Here is a 17,323-nt window from a genome sequence, read left to right as displayed (position 1 = left end):
ATGGGGCACGGGCCTCGACGGCACTCATGTCACTGCGTGGCGCGCGGACGCGCCGGATGCCTCAGAGGCAGCGAGTCACTTGACGGTGACGGTCGCGCCGGCACCCTCGAGAGCGGCCTTCGCCTTCTCGGCGGCCTCCTTGTTGACGCCCTCCAGGACGGCCTTGGGGGCCTCGTCGACGAGGTCCTTGGCCTCCTTGAGGCCGAGGCTCGTCAGCGCGCGCACCTCCTTGATGACCTGGATCTTCTTGTCGCCGGCGGCCTCGAGGACGACGTCGAACTCCGTCTTCTCCTCGACCTCCTCGGCGGCAGCGGCACCGGCGACGGCGGGGCCGGCGACAGCGACGGGGGCGGCGGCGGTGACCTCGAAGGTCTCCTCGAAGGCCTTCACGAACTCGGAGAGCTCGATGAGCGTGAGCTCCTTGAACGCGTCGAGCAGCTGCTCGGTGGTGAGCTTCGCCATGGTGGCGTGTCCTTCCTAGTTGCCCTGCGCCGACGACGGGTCGGCGAGCAGGTGGGGTGGTGTGTCGAGGGGCGGGTGCCTGACCGAGGTCAGGCGGCCTGCTCCTCGGTCGCCCGCTTCTCGCGCAGGGCATCGATGGTGCGCACGGCCTTGGCCGCAGGCGCGGTGAACAGGTAAGCCGCCCCGAAGAGCGACGCCTTCATTGCGCCGGCCAGCTTGGCCAGCAGGACCTCGCGGGACTCGAGGTCCGCGAGCTTGGTGATGTCCGCGGCCGTCAGGGGGCGCCCGTCGAGGACACCGCCCTTGATGACGAGCTGCGGGTTGGCCTTGGCGAAGTCACGCAGGCCCTTGGCCGCCTCGACCGGGTCACCGGTCACGAAGGCGACGGCCGAGGGGCCCGCGAGCTGGTCGTCCGAGATCTCGACGCCAGCCTGCTTGGCCGCGATGGCGGACAGCGTGTTCTTCACCACGGCGTAGGTTGCGTTGCCGCTGAGCGCGCGACGCAGCTGCTTGAGCTGCGCGACGGTGAGCCCGCGGTACTCGGTCAGCACGACAGCGTTCGAGTCACGGAACTGGTCCGTGAGCTCGGAGACTGCGGCTGCCTTGTCCGGCCTCGCCATGGCAATCCTTCCGGTGGTCGTACCGCCGTCGTCGAGGCACCGGGTCCGGACAAAGAGAAGAGCCCCGCGCAGGCGCGGGGCTCGCAGCGGCGCACCTGCCCCGCAGGGCACAGCACACCATCGATGAGTCTCGCCTGCGCCGGCCTCCGCTCGAGAGCGGGACTTCGGTCCACCACCCCGCGAGCGGGGCAGCCGACAACCTGCGGTCTTGGGCCCTGACAGCGTACGCGAGGTGGTCAGGGGAACCAAATCACGACCCCGCCGTCACACGGCGCGCACCGCTCGCTCCTGAGGGACGAGGGCGCACCCCGTGCCCGGACGAGGAGGCGTGATGTCCGACCCCGTGGGCGTGGCAGTGGTGGACCTCTCCCGCTGGCTGGCCGTGCGCTGGCTCGCGGACCGTCGTCGGCCGCCGGGCCCGGTCCCCCTGCTCGAGTACTCCGTCCTCGGCCGTGACCGCTCGGGGGCCGGCACCCGCATCGCCCTGCTCGCCGGGTATCCCGACCTGCGCCACCCCGACCTGCGCGGCGCCCGGGTGACGACCCGCCCCGCGGGTCGCGGGCGCGCCTCGCACGAGCACACGGCCGGCGGAACCGCGCTCGCGTCGCTCCTCGTCGGTCAGGGCGCCGCGCACGTGCGCGGCCTGGTCCCCGAGGCGCAGCTCCTCGTCGCACCGGTGCACGACGTCGACGGCGCGTGCGCGGACCAGCGCATCGTGAGCGCGGTCCGGTGGTCGCTCGACGCGGGCGCCCAGGTCCTCGTGCTCCCGTTCGTCCGGGTCCGGCCGGCCCGCCGCGTCGCCGTGACCGTGCGCGCCGCCGCCGAGGGCGGGACGCGCGTGTTCGTCGCCGCCGAGACCGCCGGGAGCCACACGCTGACGTTCCCCGCCTCGGTGAGCGGCGTCGCTGCTGTGACGGGGCACGACCGCGCCGCGATGCTGCCGAGCAGCAGCCACCTCGCGCACCTGGCCGCACCGGGCCGCGACGTGCCGGCCGCGGGCCCCGACGGCCCCGTACGCCTCACGGGCTCCGCACCCGCCGCGGTGCTCGCCGCCGGCGCCTGGGCGGGCCTCCTCGGCCGCCCGGACGCCCTGCCCGACGCGTCAGCCGCCTGGGCGGGCGAGCCCGGTGTCCCCGAGGTGCCCTACGTGCCCGACCGCGCCCAGGGGCGCCCACGGCGCGAAGCACGCGACCGGGACCACCTCGTCGACGCCTGAGGCCGCGGCCGCGAGCGCTGCGGCAGGCCCCGCACCTGCCGCGAGCCGCTCGTGCAGCGCCGGCATGACGCGGGCCGCCAGGTCGTCCCGCAGCGGGGCCAGGGCCGCGACGACGCACGACGCACCGAGTCGCAGCAGGACGCTCGCGAGGCCCAGCACCTGCTCCCCCGGCCGGGCCGACGCACGCCCCACCTCGCACGCGGACAGCACGACGGCGGTCGCGGGCAGCGGCCGCCCGTCGAGCTCGTGCGCGAACAGAGGGCCGTCCGCCAGACGCACCCACGAGAACAGCGGGTTGTCCGTCTCGTGCCGACCGTGCGCCGCGAGGTGCACGACGCGCGCGGTGCGCAGCGCGGTCGCGGCAGCCGAGCACCGGGCGTCCTCACCGGAGAGGAGCGTGCCGCCGGACCACGCCTCGACGACGGCCCGGGCCTCGGCCTCGGCGTGCGGGAGGTCGGGGCCGGCGAACGCGACGACGTCGCGGGCCGCCATGGGCGGACCGGCCGACAGCTCGAGCCGTTCGCCGACACTCGTCGGGCGACCGACCCGGGACGGCACGAGACCCCACGGCAGGGTCACCATCCACCCTCCCGCCACGACGTGCAGGGGTCCCGTGCACCCCACGGGCCGCACGAGGAGGGCGTCGAGCCGCTCGAGCCCGCGGGCCAACGAACGCTCGGCGACCTCACGCAGCGGGGCGGGCAGGAGCGGGTTCGCCAGGACCCGCAGGTCCGCGGCCAGCCGCCGCGCCACCTCGTCGGTCTCGGTCACGTCCGCGAGGTGCAGGAGGCGCGCACCGGCCGGGTCGACCACCACCGCGTGCACGACGCCCCGGTCGACGAGGTAGTCCACCACTGTCGGGCCCGCGGAGCGTCCGGCCCGCTCGAACGCTCCGCGGAGGTCGCGGGCGCGCACGGCCGTCGGCGCCGTCGTCCCCTCGCCGAGGCGCCAGGCCTGCTCGCGGGCGAGCGTCCGCAGGCGGTCCGCCTCCCGTCGCGACGCCTCACGCTCCGCACGCACCGCCGGCCCGCCGTCCAGCGGGAGCGCGCGCTCACGCTCGAGGCAGCGGCGAAGGTCCGCGAGGAGCTCGGCGAGCACCGGGTCCCCGGGCGGCCGCACGCGCGCGGGCCCGGCGAAGGTCGCACGACCACGCTCGACCGCGTCGAGCACTGCCGCGGCGTCCCCGCGACGCAGGGCGGCGCCCACGTCGACCTCCGTGAGGCGGTCGCCGTGCACGGCAGCCGCCACGACGGCCTCGACGGACCCGAGCTGACGACGGTGCAGGGCGAGCGCCGCCTGCCCCGCGCGCACATGCCGGCGGGCGAGCGCGTCCTGCCCCGCGGCGAACGCCAGCTGGGCGCGGACGACCCGGGCCTGGACCGTCAGCGAGAGCGGGTCGTGGCGGCCCAGCCGACCGGCGGCGTCGAGCGCGGCACGTGCGCGGTCGACGCGCCCCGCCGCGACGAAGGCCTCGGCCGCCGTGACCGAGGCTGCGCGGGCGACCCCGCCGGGCGGCGCTCCCCCGCCGGCGCGCGCACCGAGGGCAGCCGCGCGCTCGCCGACCCGGACGAGCGACGCGACGGGCCGCGGCTCGGTCATGAGCAGGACGGCGACACGGGCCCGGCACACCGCGAGCTCCGCGCGGGCCGACCAGGGCTTGTTGCCGCGCCGGACGAACCGCCGCCGGGCGGAGCGCGCCCAGCGCAGCGCAGCCTCGGGTCGACGGGCGAGGAGCGCGCAGTGCGCGCGGGCCAGCTCGACCTCCGCCAGGTCGTGGGACAGCCCCTGGCCGGCGAACAGCTCCGCCGCCCGCCCCAGGCTCCGGTCGGCGTCCGTGGTGAGCCCCGCCTCGAGCAGCACCTGGGCACGGTCGAGGAGCGCGACGGCCGGCGACCCGCCGTGCTCGATCTGCGCCGCCTCCGCCATCGCGGCCAGCGCGGCCGGCAGGTCGCCCTCGAGGAACGCGAGGTAGCCGAGGTTGTGACGGGCCTTGAAGAGCAGCATCACGTCCCCCGCTGCGCCGGCGCGGGCAGCGCACTCCTCGAGATCTGCACGGGCCTGGGCGAGGCGGCCCGCGTCGAGGTGCAGGGAGCCCCGGTTGAGCAGGAGCACGCACGCGTCGACAGGCTCGGCCCGACCGATCCGCGCGACCGCACGGTCGAGCGCCCGCAGAGCCGCCGCCGGGTTCCCGGCGCGCATCGCCAGGAGCCCCCGCTGGCCCAGGACGGCGACCTCGACGGCGCTCGCCCCGGCCACCCGGGCCCAGCGCTCCGCCTCGTCGAGCGCGGTCGCGCTCGCGGCCACGTCGGCCCGCAGCTCGAAGTCGCTCATCACCAGACCGAGCAGGGCCCGCGCCCGCACGTACGCCGTGTCCGGGTCAGCGCCCGGCACCCCGCGAGCCCCACCGGGCGTCGGCCCGTCACCTGCCCGGCCCGGCCCGTCGTCCGCCACCTGACCGAGGAGGCGCAGCGCCGACCGGAAGCGCTGCGACGCGCGCACCGGGTGCCCGGCCGCGTTCTGCAGGAGCCCGGCCTCGAGCGCGCCGCGTGCCCTGCGCAGGTCACGCGCGGGCACGCCGGCCGGGACGCGCGCCGGCCGCACGGGGCGTCCGGACCGCCCGGTGCGCCCCGTGGTCACCTCGGCCACGCCGACGGCCGGGGCGCCACGGACCCGACGCCCGTCGTCACGGGTGCGGCGCGAGCCCCGTCGTCGCGGTGATCGCCTCCCAGGTGTGCACGCACCGCGCGGCGAGGGCGTCGTCCCAGGTCGTGCCAGCCGCCACGGTGCTCCCCGCCTCCCGGGCCGCCAGGACCGCGGCGGCCAAATCACCCGCGAGCACGGGGGACGCGAACGACGTCCCGCTCCACACCCCGAAGCCGCCCGCGAACCCGTCCGGGTCGATGGTGGCCCGGCGCTCGTCCGGCACCCGGCCCCGCAGCCTGCGTGACGCCGTGAGCGACCCGGCGAGCGTCACGGGCAGCGTGCTCACCACGGCCGCGCCCGGCCGTCGGCACGTGACCCACGCGCCGTCGTTGCTGAACAGCGCCGTCGTGCCGTCCGGGTTGAGGGCGCCCACGCTCACGACGCAGGGCTCGGCCCACGTCAGGGACGCGGGGTCGAGCGGGGTCGGCGGGGCCGTCGCGGGGTCCAGCCGCGGGGCGAACGCAGCCGGGTACGACGGGCGCGGGTCGGCGTCGTTCCCCGCGGAGACGACGACCGCCACCCCGTGCCGACGCAGCGCCGCGAGGCATGCGCCGAAGGGGCCGTCGAACACCGCGTCGCCGGGACGCTCGTGGTAGTAGCCGAGGGACAGGTTGACCACGTCGACGGGGTGGTGGCCGGCGCGTCCGTGCAGGCCCAGGACGTGGAAGAGGAGGAGGCGTCGGAGCGCACGCAGCAGGTCCCACTCGGAGACGATGCCCTCGCCCCCGTAGAGCCGGCACGAGAGGACGACGGCGTCCGGGCAGCGCTGGTGGACCAGGCCCGCGATGAACGTGCCGTGCCCGGCGGCCGGGTCGAGGCCCCCGGTCAGCGGGTCGACGGCCATGCCGCCGACCTCGGGGTCGTGCAGCGCGACGGCGGGCCGCGGGTAGGGGCCGACGGGGACGCCGAGGACCTCCGGGTCACGCACGACGACGTCCCCGTCGAACCACGGGTGCTCGCCGGTGCCGGTGTCCAGGACGGCCACGACCGGCCGGGCCATGCCGTCGGCCGTGACGAAGGCGCTCTTGCCCGACGCGTGGCGTCGGGCCGGCCGCGGGCCCACCCAGGTCACGGGGCTGCGGCCGCCGCGGCCCGCGGAGCCGTACTCGGCGAGCGCGGCCGAGGGGTGCGGTTGCGTGTACGGGTGCGGCTGGGTGTACGGGTGGGGCTGGGTGTACGGGTGGGGCTGCGTGTAGGGGTGCGGCTGCGTGTACGGCGACCCACCGATCGACGGCCCGATCGACGCGACCAGCACGTGGTCGAGCGCGACGGTCGCACCCGTCGCCGCGGCACGCCCGCCGACGGCCTCGACGAGCTCCCAGGCGTCGGGCGGAGGACCCGCGGCGTCCGCGGGCGCCAGGCGCACTGCCGAGAACGCCGGCACCACGCCGGCGAGCAGCTCCGGACGGAGGTCGGCGCGGCGCAGCAGCGCCGCATCCTGGTCCACGCCCGGCTCGACGGTCACCATCCACCCGCGCTCCGCAGCGGCACGCCCGAGCTCGGCAGCGAGCTCCGCCTTGGCACCCTCCCCGCCCGCGAGGAGGACGCGGTCGGCGACGTACGTGGTCGGGGCCGGCGGCGGCGCGTCCCCGCGTCGCACCGCGGTCCGCGGGTCCAGGACCCGGATGCGCCACGTCAGGTCGGTCCCGCCGTCCGGCGGGCCCTGCGCCCCGTCGCCCGGGTCCTTCCCCCGCCCGTCGCCCGGCCGGCCGTACGTACCCTCGGTCATCTCGTCCCCTCGCCTCGAGGCGTGCGCGACGACGGCCCGGCGGACCGGCTCGCCCCCGGACGCGTCACTGTCTGCTCACAGCTCGATGACCGGCGTGCTCACGGCCGGGCCGGCGCCGTCCGCGCGCCGCAGCACGAGGCTCGCCAGCCCCGGCGGGACGTCCGGGATGACGAATGCGCCGTCGTCGTCGGACTCCGTCTGCAGGTGGTCGTCGGGCCGGTACAGGTCGACGACGAACCGGGTGGCCGGGGCGCTCCAGCCGTCGATCCGGACCCCGCCGTGCGGCCCCTCGGACAGGGTGATCATCACGGTCACGGCGTCCGCGGTGAAGGTGATCGTGCGGGCCTCGACCGACTCCCGACCGGGCGCGCCACCGTCCCCGCGCACGCTGAGCGCAGGCTGCTCGAGGTGCTGGAGCTCCATGACCTGCGTCTGCAGCGCCTCGAGCGTGAGCGCGAACAGCGTCCGGTCCACGAGGCCCCGCGGGGGTGGGTCCACCCGCTCGAACAGCCGGGCCAGCTCGGCCAGGACGGCCAGGTCGTCCGCGTCCATCGGCACGTCGGCCGACAGCCCCTCGTCGCTCATGTGCTCACCCACCCCTCGTCGCGGTCCAGCAGCGTCCGCAGCTTCGCCAGGCACCGGCCGCGCGTCACGCCGACCGCGGTGACCTGCAGCCCGGTGACGGTCGCGATGGCCCGGTAGTCCGGCCGGTCCGCCATCGCGACGAACCGCAGGATCTGCTGGCAGCGCTCCGGGAGGGCGCTGAAGCTGCGCCACAGCGCCGTGTCGCGCTCGGCGACGAGCACCGGGGCCTCCACCGGCGGGTCCGTGGACGCCAGGTCGCCGCCCCGTGGTCCTTCCGGCTCCGGGAGGGCGGCTGTGCGGCGCTGGGCGTCACGGCGGCGCCTGACCACCTGCCACGCGGCTCGGCGTGCGCTGACGAGGAGCCAGGCGAGCACGGCGTCGGGCTCCCGGATCGTCGCCGCGTTGCGCACGAGCGCGAGCCAGACGCCCTGCACCACGTCCTCGGCCTCGTCGCGCTCGACGCCCTGCGCACGCACGACGTGCCAGAGGAGCGGGGTGGCCTCGCGGACGAGCCCGGCCAGCGGCTGCGGGTCCCCGGCGCGGTACGCAGCGAGGGCCGCGCCCGCGCGTCGGCCCAGCGTCGAGGCCGTCGCGCCGACGTCGTCGGTCGCGCTGTCCGTCGTCCGGTTCATCGACCTGAGCCCTCTCGGGTCCGTCGGGGGCCCCAACGTAGTGCGCCACGTCACGGTCCGACAAGGATCGCCCCTGCCGACATCTCAGGAGCACGCCACGTCGCGTCTGTGACGGCCCGACGACGAGAACCTTCCTGCGGCGGCCGCCGGGGACGCAGAAGAGCCCGGCAGCCGAAGCTGCCGGGCCCTCCTGGACGACGCGGGCGCGCGTGGCGCCGCTGTGCGGGCTCAGCCCTCGTCGGTCTCCTCGACCGTGAGGTTGCGCGTCTTGTTCTGGTCGAGCGGGATGCTCGGGCCCATCGTGGTGGAGACGAACGCCTTCGCGATGTAGCGGCCCTTCGAGGACGCCGGCTTCAGACGCAGGATCTCGTCCAGCGCCGCCGCGTAGTTCTCGGTGAGCGCGATGTCGGAGAACGACGTCTTGCCGATGATGAAGTGGAGGTTCGCGTGCTTGTCGACGCGGAACTCGATCTTCCCGCCCTTGATCTCGGAGACGGCCTTGGCCACGTCCATCGTCACGGTGCCCGTCTTCGGGTTCGGCATCAGGCCACGCGGGCCCAGCACCTTGCCCAGACGACCGACCTTGCCCATGAGGTCGGGCGTCGCGACGGCGGAGTCGAAGTCCGTGTAGCCGGCGGCGACCTTCTCGATGAGCTCGTCGCCACCGACCTCGTCGGCGCCGGCCGCGCGGGCCTGCTCGGCACGCTCACCCGTCGCGAAGACGAGGACGCGCGCGGTCTTGCCCGTGCCGTGCGGCAGGTTGACCGTGCCACGGACCATCTGGTCCGCCTTGCGCGGGTCGACGCCGAGGCGGAAGGCCACCTCGACCGTGGCGTCGTACTTCGTGGACGACGTCTTCTGCGCGAGCCGGATCGCCTCGAGGGGCGCGTACACGCGCTCCTTGTCGATGGTCGCGGCCGCGTTGCGGTACGCCTTGCTGTGCTTGGCCATGCTCTGCTCCTTCGGCAGTCGTGGTCGACGGGCCGCCAAGGGCCCTGCCACTGGGTGCCCCGCGGCCGTCCGGCCGCGGGGTCGTGCTGGTGGTACCGGTGAGGTCAGCCCTCGACCTTGATGCCCATCGAGCGGGCGGTGCCGGCGACGATCTTCGCGGCGGCCTCGAGGTCGTTGGCGTTGAGGTCCTCGAGCTTCGTCTGCGCGATCTCGCGGACCTGGGCCTGCGTGAGCGTCGCGACCTTGACGGTGTGCGGCGTCGGCGAGCCCTTGGCGACGCCGGCGGCCTTCTTGATCAGCTCGGCGGCCGGCGGGGTCTTGGTGATGAAGGTGAACGAGCGGTCCTCGTAGACCGTGATCTCGACCGGGATGACGTTGCCGCGCTGCGACTCGGTCGCCGCGTTGTACGCCTTGCAGAACTCCATGATGTTGACGCCGTGCTGGCCCAGCGCGGGACCGATGGGCGGCGCCGGCGTGGCAGCCCCAGCGTTGATCTGGAGCTTGATCAGGCCGGAGACCTTCTTCTTGGGGGGCATGATGCCTTCCGTTGTTCGTGGGCCGACGCCGTGGGCGATGACCCGGTTGCAGTGCTGCCGCTGGCCCGTGGGCCTGGCTCAGCTCAGATCTTGGCGACCTGGTTGAACGACAGCTCGACCGGGGTCTCCCGGCCGAAGATGGAGACGAGGACCTTGAGCTTCTGACCCTCGGCGTTGATCTCGGAGATCGTCGCGGGCAGCGTGTCGAAGGGTCCGTCGGTGACGGTGACCGACTCGCCGACCGTGAAGTCGACGGCGATCTGCGGGGCGGCCGCCTGGCCCTTGGCCTTCTCCGTGGCCGGCGCCAGGGACGGCGCGAGCATCGAGAAGACCTCGTCGAGCGTGAGCGGGACGGGCTGGTGCGTGTGCCCCACGAAGCCCGTGACGCCCGGCGTGTGCCGGACCGCGCCCCACGACTCGTCGGTCAGGTCCATGCGGACGAGGACGTAACCCGGGATCCGGACGCGGCGCACGACCTTGCGCTGCGCGTTCTTGATCTCCGTGACCTCCTCCATGGGGACCTCCACCTGGTGGATGTAGTCCTCCATGTTCAGGCTCTGGGTGCGGTTCTCCAGGTTCGCCTTCACGCGGTTCTCGTAGCCCGCGTAGGAGTGGATCACGTACCAGTCGCCCGGCTGACGCCGCAGCTCGGCCTTGAACGCGGCCACCGGGTCGGCGTCCTCGTCGTCGTCGGACGCATCGAGGTCGGCGTCGGCGTCGGCGATCGGCTCGTCGGCCGCCTCGTCCTCGGCCGCCTCGTCCTCGGCCGCCTCGTCCGTGGCCTCGTCACCGTCGGCCGGCTCGAGCTCGGGCGCGGCGTCGGTGTCGACCTGCGCGAACGCACCGTCCTCGACGGCGGCGTCGGCGACCTGCGTCTCGTCCTGCTCGGTCGGCTCCAGCGACTCGTGCGACACGGGGAGAACCTGCTTTCTGACGACTGTGATGTCTTGCTCGGGACGTGCGGGGCGGTCCGGCCGGTCGGCTAACCGCCGAAGACCCAGCCGACCAGGGAACCCACGCCCAGGTCGACGAGGGTGACGAACGCCATCACGACCGCCACGAAGACGAGGACGACGGCGGTGTAGCGCAGCAGTTCCGCGCGCGTCGGCCGCACGACCTTCTTGAGCTCGGCGACGACCTGGCGGAAGAACAGGGCGATACGCGCGAACAACCCGCGACGCTCCTCCTGCTTGCCACCGCGAGCAGGGCGCGAGCCCTCGCGACCCGTGCCCTCGGCACCGGCGGCCGCAGCTCGTGCGGAATCGCTCACAGTTCGTCCCTACGTCTCGTCCGTGCCGCCGAGAGACCCGGCTCGGCTCGGTTGCCTGGCGTACTCGTTCGCCCGTGCCGCCGCGCCCACCGGGCTCGGCCGTTCACGCAGGGCAGGCGGGACTCGAACCCACAACCGCCGGTTTTGGAGACCGGTGCGCTACCAATTGCGCCACTGCCCTTCAGGTCGCCGCCACCCACCCCGACGCGCCGGCCCGTCGAGCACGTCGGCTCGTGCGGGCATGGCACATCATGGCGGGCGTCAACCACCAGCGGTCGAGTGTACGTGGTCCGCGGCGCCGGGTCGAACGGGACCCCCGGACGGCCCCCGGACGGCCCCCGGACGGCGCCTCGTGGACATGCCGGCGCGCCCGTGAGCACCGGGTGCCAGTATGGGCGGGTGAGCCAGACTCCCGCCGCCCCGCACCCGTCCCAGCCCGCGCGTCGCGTCTCGCGCCGCATCGGCGCGATCGCCGAGTCCGCGACCCTCGCCGTCGACGCGAAGGCCAAGGCCCTCAAGGCCGCCGGCCGTCCCGTCATCGGATTCGGAGCCGGCGAGCCCGACTTCCCGACGCCGCAGTACATCGTCGACGCCGCCGTCGCCGCGTGCTCGGTCCCCGCGAACCACCGCTACACGCCCGCCGCGGGCCTGCCGGACCTGCGCGAGGCGATCGCCGCCAAGACGCTGCGCGACTCCGGGTACGAGGTCCAGCCGAGCCAGGTGCTCGTGACGAACGGGGGCAAGCAGGCCGTCTACCAGGCGTTCGCGACGATCGTGGACCCGGGCGACGAGGTCCTGCTGCCCGCGCCGTACTGGACCACCTACCCGGAGGCCATCCGCCTGGCCGGCGGGGTTCCCGTCGAGGTCTTCGCGGACGACGCGCAGGGCTACCTCGTCACGGTCGAGCAGCTCGAGGCCGCGCGCACCGAGCGCACCAAGGCACTGCTCTTCTGCTCGCCGTCGAACCCCACGGGCGCGGTGTACTCCCCCGAGCAGACGGCGGAGATCGGCCGCTGGGCGCTCGAGCACGGGATCTGGGTCGTCACCGACGAGATCTACGAGCACCTCGTCTACGACGACGCCGTGTCCACGCCGATCGTGCGGGCAGTCCCTGAGCTCGCGGACACCACGATCGTGCTCAACGGCGTCGCGAAGACCTACGCGATGACGGGCTGGCGCGTGGGCTGGATGATCTCCCCCGCCGACGTGACGAAGGCCGCGACCAACCTGCAGTCCCACCTGACGTCCAACGTCGCGAACGTGTCCCAGCGGGCGGCCGTCGCGGCGCTCACGGGCGACCTGTCGGCCGTGGACGAGATGCGCACCGCCTTCGACCGTCGTCGTCGGACGATGGTCGAGATGCTGTCCGCGATCGACGGCGTCGTGTGCCCCACGCCCCGGGGCGCGTTCTACGCCTACCCGAGCGTGCGCGGGGTGCTCGGCCGGACCATCCGCGGCACCACCCCGACGACGTCGGCCGAGCTCGCGTCGCTCATCCTCGACGAGGTCGAGGTCGCGGTCGTCCCCGGTGAGGCGTTCGGCCCCAGCGGCTACCTGCGCCTGTCCTACGCCCTGGGTGACGCCGACCTGGCCGAGGGCGTGGGCCGCATCCAGTCGCTGCTGGCCGAGGCGCGCTGACGCCGACGACGCGGGCACCCGACCTGGTGTCCACCGATCGGTGGACACCAGGTCCCACCACCCGGGCCTGCCGGGCCGGCGGCCGCTGCGCCAGGCTGGAGCCATGACACCTGACGTGGCGGTCCATGTACGGGACCTGCACAAGCACTACGGCGCCAAGCGCGCCGTCGACGGCCTGGACCTGACCGTCGAGCGCGGCGAGATCTTCGCGGTGCTCGGCCCGAACGGCGCCGGCAAGACGACCACGATCGAGATCCTCGAGGGCTACCGCCACCGCGACCGCGGCGAGGTCCGCGTCCTGGGGGTCGACCCCTGGGGCGGCGACCGCACCTGGCGCAGCCGCATCGGCGTCGTGCTCCAGACGGCGAACGACCAGGCCGAGCTCACGGTGGCCGAGCTCGTGCACCACTTCTCCCGGTACTACCCGAGCTCGCGCGACCCCGAGCAGCTCATCGCGGCCGTGGGGCTGACCGAGAAGGCCCGCACGCGGGTGCGGCAGCTCTCCGGCGGGCAGCGCCGTCGTCTCGACGTGGCCCTCGGCATCGTCGGGCGGCCGGAGCTCCTGTTCCTCGACGAGCCCACGACCGGCTTCGACCCCGAGGCGCGCCGCGACTTCTGGGACCTCGTGGCGGGCCTGCGCGACGAGGGCACGACGATCCTGCTGACCACGCACTACCTGGACGAGGCGGAGCACCTGGCCGACCGGTGCGCCGTGGTGCGCGACGGCCGGGTCGTCGCTCTCGACACGCCCTCCGCGCTCGGCGGCCGGCGCGCGCACGACGCCGTCGTGCACTGGACCGAGGACGGGGTCCCCCGGAGCCGGCCGACCGACAGCCCGACCGCCGTCGTCGCCCAGCTCGCCGCGCGCTTCGCCCCCGGTGAGGTCCCCGGCCTCGAGGTGCGACGCCCCACGCTCGAGGACGTGTACCTCAGCCTCATCGGCGAGGGCCGGACCACGCTCACCGACGCGACCACGTCACCCGACCTGCCCGACCAGGACGCCCAGGACGCCCGGACGGCCGAGACCACCGAGGAGGCCGTGCGATGAGCGCCGCCGCACCCACGCACGCCGGACCCACGCACACCGGGCCCGTCGGTGGCTCGCCCACGGCGCGCGGACGCTCCGGGACCGGGGCGTTGCCCTCGGTCCTCGCCCTCGGCCTCGCGCGCACCGGCATCGAGCTCAAGCAGTTCTTCCGCGAGCGCGACGCCGTCGTGTTCATCTTCGCCTACCCGGTGATCATGCTCGCGATCTTCGCCACGGTGTTCGGCCAGGACGGCGCGACCGTCGGGCCCGAGCCCGGCATCCCCTTCGCGCAGTACTTCCTGCCCGGGATGATCGCGACCGGCGTGATGCTCTCGAGCTTCCAGAACCTCGCGATCTCGATCGCCGTCGAGCGCGACGAGGGCGGGCTCAAGCGCCTGCGCGGCACGCCGATGCCCGCGGTCTCCTACTTCATCGGGAAGATCGCGTCGGTGCTGATCTCGAGCCTCGTCCAGATGGCGCTGCTGCTCGGGGCCGGCGCGGTGCTCTTCGACATCGACCTGCCGACGACGGCCGGCCCGTGGCTCACCTTCGCCTGGGTGTTCGGTCTCGGCACGGCCACCGGCGCCATGTGCGGCATCGCGTTCTCGTCGGTGCCCCGCAGCGGCAAGAGCGTCTCCGCCGTGGTCATCCCGATCGTGCTCGTGCTGCAGTTCATCTCCGGCGTCTTCTTCGTCTACAGCGACCTGCCCACGTGGATGCAGCGCGTCGCCGAGGTGTTCCCGCTCAAGTGGATGGCGCAGGGCATGCGCTCGGTGTTCCTGCCCGAGCAGGCCGAGTCGTTCGAGGTGTCCGGCTCGTGGCAGCACCCGATGACGGCCGCCGTGCTGGCCGCCTGGCTCCTCGCGAGCGTCGTCGTCGGCGCCAAGACGTTCCGGTGGAAGCGCCGCGATGACGGCTGAGCCCGAGCCGCGGGCGGGGCTCAGCGCCCCGCCCGCAGAGCTCAGCGCCTCGCCCGCGTGGCTCGCCTCGCAGCGCAGGCAGTTCTGGCTGCGGGCGCTGCGCGGCTGGGACGTCGCGTTCTACCTGATGGTGGTCATCGCGGCCGTCGCGCTGGTCCTCGACACCCGGGGCCCGGCGCTGGCCGCGGTGCTCGCGCTCCTCGCGGCGCTCACGGCCGCGTACGCCGCCGTCGGTCACCGTGCCGCACGCACGGGTGACCGGCGTCTCGCGCTCGTGTACGTGGTGCTGCTGGTCGTGGTGACGGTGGTGATCGTGCGGATCAGCCCGATCGGCTCGATCCTGCTGTTCGTCGCGTACAGCCAGATCTGGTTCTTCTCCGAGAGCCGACGCGCGGGCGTGGTCGCCTCGGTGCTCCTCACCGTCGGCATCACCGTCGCGACCGTCGCGCACGAGGGGCCCGACTCGGCGAACCTCCCCGAGGCCCTGGCCCAGGGCGCCCTGGCCCTGGCGTTCGCGGTCCTCCTCGGGCTGTGGATCACGGAGGTCGCGGAGCAGAGCGAGGAGCGTGCCGAGCTGCTCGCGCGCCTCGGCGACGCACAGGCCGAGCTGGGCCGCACGCACCACGCCGCGGGCGTCGCCGCCGAGCGCGAGCGCATGGCCCGCGAGATCCACGACACCCTCGCGCAGGGCTTCACGAGCATCGTGATGCTCGCCCAGACCGCTGCGTCGGACGTGCGCCGGGGCGAGCCCGAGCGGGCCGCGGAGCGCATGGCCCTCGTCGAGCAGACGGCACGCGACAACCTCGCCGAGGCGCGGGCGCTCGTCGCTGCGTTCGCTCCGGTGGGGCTCGACGGCGCGACGCTCGGCCAGGCGCTGGGACGGCTCGCGGCGCGCTTCGAGCAGGAGACGGGCGTCCAGGTCGAGGTCGTCCTGCCCGACGACGCGACGGAGCAGGCGATCGGCCGCGACCGCGAGGTCATCCTCCTGCGCGCGGCCCAGGAGGCGCTCGCGAACGTCAGGCGGCACGCGGACGCGCGGCACGTCCAGCTCGTGCTCGTCGGCGACCCCGACGGGACGCGCCACGGGAGCATCGCGCTCGAGGTCGTCGACGACGGACGCGGCATCGACCCGGCCGCGGCCGAGGGCTTCGGCCTGCGGGGCATGCGCGAGCGCGTCACCTCGGGCGGCGGCGAGCTCGCCGTGAGCGGCGGCGCGGCGGGCGGCACCCGCGTCCGGGTGTCCCTGCCCGCGGAGGCACGGCAGCCTGAGCACCGGAACCCCGAGCCCCGGGAGGGCACGTCATGACCGTCCGCCTCGTCGTCGTCGACGACCACCCCGTGGTCCGCGCAGGCATCGTCGGCCTGCTCGCGGGCGAGCCGGACCTCGAGATCGTCGGCGAGGCCGCCGACGGCGCGCAGGCCGTCGAGCTGGTGGCACGCGTGGTCCCCGACGTCGTGCTCATGGACCTGCGGATGCCCGTGATGGACGGCGCGACCGCGACGGGCCAGATCCTCGCGACCACGCCGGGCGTGCGCGTCGTGGTGCTGACGACGTACGAGTCGGACGCGGACATCCTGCGCGCCGTCGAGGCCGGGGCCACGGGTTACCTGCTCAAGGACGCACCCCAGCAGGACCTCGTCGAGGCCGTCCGGGCGGCCGCGCGCGGGGAGACCGTGCTCGCGCCGTCGGTCGCCCGGCGCCTCGTCTCGCAGCTGCGCGACGGTGGCGGCGAGCGCCTCACGGCCCGTGAGCTCGAGGTCCTCGCGGCCGTCGCGCGCGGTTCGAGCAACGCGCAGGTCGGCGCGGAGCTGTTCATCGCCGAGGCGACCGTCAAGACGCACCTGCTGCGCATCTTCGCGAAGCTCGGGGTCGACGACCGCACACGCGCCGTGACGCTCGCCTACGAGCGCGGCATCCTGCGATCACCGTGAGTGGACCGCGTCCGGCCCGGCACGGCCTGGCACACTGACCCGATGCGCGACCTGGTGGGACTGCCCAAGGCCCACCTCCACCTTCACTTCACCGGGTCGATGCGCGTGACGACGCTCGCCGACATGGCTGCCGCGCGCGGCGTGCGGCTCCCCCAGGCTCTCCTCGACGAGCAGCCCGTGCGGCCGCCCGCGGACGAGCGGGGCTGGTTCCGGTTCCAGCGGCTGTACGACGCCGCGCGCGCCTGCGTGCGGACCGAGGCGGACATGCGCCGCATCGTCGCCGAGGCGGCCGCGGACGACGCGGCCGAGGGCTCCCGGCGGCTCGAGATCCAGGTGGACCCGACCTCCTACGCCCCGTTCGTCGGCGGGATCACGCCGGCCCTCGAGATCGTGCTCGACGAGGCCACGGCGGCGAGCGCACGCACGGGCGTCGAGGTCGGCGTCGTCGTCGCGTCCTCGCGCACCCGGCACCCGCTCGACGCACGGACGCTCGCGCGCCTCGCCGCGCGCTACGCGGGCGACGGGCCGGGTCAGGTCGTCGGGTTCGGCCTGAGCAACGACGAGCGCCGCGGAGACACCGTCGACTGGGCCCCGGCGTTCGACATCGCACGACGCGCGGGCCTCGCGTCGGTCCCGCACGGTGGGGAGCTGCTGGGCCCGGGCCACGTCGCGGAGGTCCTCGAGCACCTGCGCCCGGACCGCCTCGGCCACGGGGTGCGCTCCGCGGAGGACCCGCGCGTGCTCGACGACGTGGTGAGCCGGGGCGTCGCGCTCGAGCTGTGCCCGGCGTCGAACGTGTCGCTCGGCGTGTACGCGGAGGACCACCACGTCCCGCTGCGCACCCTCGCGGTCGCCGGCGCTACCGTCGCGCTCGGCGCGGACGACCCCCTGCTGTTCGGCTCGCGCCTGGTCGCCCAGTACGAGGCGGCGCGGCACGTCCACGGGTTCAGCGACGCGGAGCTCGCCGAGCTGGCCCGCGGGTCGATCAGGGCGTCGCGCGCCGGCGGGTCGACGAAGGCGCGGCTCCTACGGGACGTCGACGCGTGGCTCGCGGCGCCGGACGGGCCGGCGCCCTCGGACGCCTGAGGCCGACCCGGCCGCG

The 17,323-nt window shown here is 74.8% G+C and carries 17 protein-coding genes and 1 tRNA gene; 7 read left to right on the top strand and 11 right to left on the bottom strand.

What is annotated here, in order from left to right; all coding sequences use genetic code 11:
- Positions 1-75 precede the first annotated feature (75 nt).
- Positions 76-462 (bottom strand): 50S ribosomal protein L7/L12, encoded by a 387-nt coding sequence (gene rplL / locus FZ988_RS11605; RefSeq protein WP_149204199.1) that lies wholly within the window; start codon positions 460-462, stop codon positions 76-78.
- An 89-nt stretch (positions 463-551) separates the two neighbouring features.
- Positions 552-1,082, bottom strand: coding sequence for a 50S ribosomal protein L10 (gene rplJ, locus FZ988_RS11600; RefSeq protein WP_149204198.1), 531 nt, complete (start codon positions 1,080-1,082; stop codon positions 552-554).
- A gap of 331 nt (positions 1,083-1,413) precedes the next feature.
- Here rplJ and FZ988_RS11595 point away from each other — a divergent pair, with 331 nt between their 5' ends.
- Complete coding sequence (locus FZ988_RS11595) at positions 1,414-2,298, top strand: S8/S53 family peptidase (RefSeq protein WP_149204197.1); 885 nt, start codon at positions 1,414-1,416, stop codon at positions 2,296-2,298.
- Here FZ988_RS11595 and FZ988_RS11590 read toward each other — a convergent pair.
- The 9 genes from FZ988_RS11590 to FZ988_RS11550 form a co-directional block, all read right to left on the bottom strand.
- Positions 2,185-4,935 (bottom strand): CHAT domain-containing protein, encoded by a 2,751-nt coding sequence (locus FZ988_RS11590; RefSeq protein ID WP_149204196.1) that lies wholly within the window; start codon positions 4,933-4,935, stop codon positions 2,185-2,187. The two genes, FZ988_RS11595 and FZ988_RS11590, sit on opposite strands and share 114 nt — an antisense overlap.
- A gap of 46 nt (positions 4,936-4,981) precedes the next feature.
- The gene (locus FZ988_RS11585; RefSeq protein ID WP_149204195.1) at positions 4,982-6,730 is read right to left on the bottom strand and encodes a S8/S53 family peptidase; all 1,749 of its coding nucleotides are present in this window, start codon (positions 6,728-6,730) and stop codon (positions 4,982-4,984) included.
- A 75-nt stretch (positions 6,731-6,805) separates the two neighbouring features.
- Positions 6,806-7,315, bottom strand: a complete 510-nt coding sequence (locus FZ988_RS11580; protein ID WP_149204194.1) for a hypothetical protein — start codon at positions 7,313-7,315, stop codon at positions 6,806-6,808.
- Positions 7,312-7,947, bottom strand: a complete 636-nt coding sequence (locus tag FZ988_RS11575) for an RNA polymerase sigma factor (RefSeq protein ID WP_149204193.1) — start codon at positions 7,945-7,947, stop codon at positions 7,312-7,314. Before FZ988_RS11575 ends, FZ988_RS11580 begins: the two co-directional genes overlap by 4 nt.
- Before the next feature lie 228 nt (positions 7,948-8,175).
- Positions 8,176-8,898 carry a 50S ribosomal protein L1 gene (rplA, locus tag FZ988_RS11570; protein WP_149204192.1) on the bottom strand — a complete coding sequence of 241 codons (723 nt, stop codon included), beginning with the start codon at positions 8,896-8,898 and terminating at the stop codon, positions 8,176-8,178.
- Positions 8,899-9,002: 104 nt separating this feature from the next.
- Entirely contained in the window at positions 9,003-9,434 is a 432-nt protein-coding gene (gene rplK / locus FZ988_RS11565; protein ID WP_149204191.1) for a 50S ribosomal protein L11, read from the bottom strand.
- Between the two features lie 83 nt (positions 9,435-9,517).
- Positions 9,518-10,348: a transcription termination/antitermination protein NusG gene (gene nusG / locus FZ988_RS11560; RefSeq protein WP_149204190.1), complete on the bottom strand. Its 831-nt coding sequence runs from the start codon at positions 10,346-10,348 to the stop codon at positions 9,518-9,520.
- A gap of 68 nt (positions 10,349-10,416) precedes the next feature.
- The gene (secE, locus tag FZ988_RS11555) at positions 10,417-10,704 is read right to left on the bottom strand and encodes a preprotein translocase subunit SecE (protein WP_149204189.1); all 288 of its coding nucleotides are present in this window, start codon (positions 10,702-10,704) and stop codon (positions 10,417-10,419) included.
- Positions 10,705-10,812: 108 nt separating this feature from the next.
- Positions 10,813-10,885, bottom strand: a tRNA-Trp gene (locus tag FZ988_RS11550).
- Between the two features lie 218 nt (positions 10,886-11,103).
- Between FZ988_RS11550 and FZ988_RS11545 the strand changes: the two genes are divergently transcribed.
- The 6 genes from FZ988_RS11545 (at position 11,104) to FZ988_RS11520 (ending at position 17,307) form a co-directional block, all read left to right on the top strand.
- Positions 11,104-12,342, top strand: a complete 1,239-nt coding sequence (locus FZ988_RS11545; protein WP_188079081.1) for a pyridoxal phosphate-dependent aminotransferase — start codon at positions 11,104-11,106, stop codon at positions 12,340-12,342.
- A gap of 103 nt (positions 12,343-12,445) precedes the next feature.
- Positions 12,446-13,390, top strand: a complete 945-nt coding sequence (locus FZ988_RS11540) for an ABC transporter ATP-binding protein (protein WP_149204188.1) — start codon at positions 12,446-12,448, stop codon at positions 13,388-13,390.
- Positions 13,387-14,289, top strand: a complete 903-nt coding sequence (locus FZ988_RS11535) for an ABC transporter permease (RefSeq protein WP_149204187.1) — start codon at positions 13,387-13,389, stop codon at positions 14,287-14,289. Before FZ988_RS11540 ends, FZ988_RS11535 begins: the two co-directional genes overlap by 4 nt.
- Positions 14,279-15,595: a sensor histidine kinase gene (locus FZ988_RS11530; RefSeq protein WP_149204186.1), complete on the top strand. Its 1,317-nt coding sequence runs from the start codon at positions 14,279-14,281 to the stop codon at positions 15,593-15,595. Before FZ988_RS11535 ends, FZ988_RS11530 begins: the two co-directional genes overlap by 11 nt.
- A complete protein-coding gene (locus FZ988_RS11525) occupies positions 15,592-16,221 on the top strand; it encodes a response regulator (RefSeq protein WP_149204185.1) in 630 nt (209 codons plus the stop codon). The genes FZ988_RS11530 and FZ988_RS11525 overlap by 4 nt, the downstream gene beginning before the upstream one ends.
- A 42-nt stretch (positions 16,222-16,263) precedes the next feature.
- A complete protein-coding gene (locus FZ988_RS11520; protein WP_149204184.1) occupies positions 16,264-17,307 on the top strand; it encodes an adenosine deaminase in 1,044 nt (347 codons plus the stop codon).
- The last annotated feature ends 16 nt before the right edge of the window (positions 17,308-17,323 follow it).

It is taken from the genome of Actinotalea subterranea (assembly GCF_008364845.1).
Lineage (GTDB): Bacteria > Actinomycetota > Actinomycetes > Actinomycetales > Cellulomonadaceae > Actinotalea > Actinotalea subterranea.
This window is presented reverse-complemented; position numbering and strand designations above follow the sequence as displayed.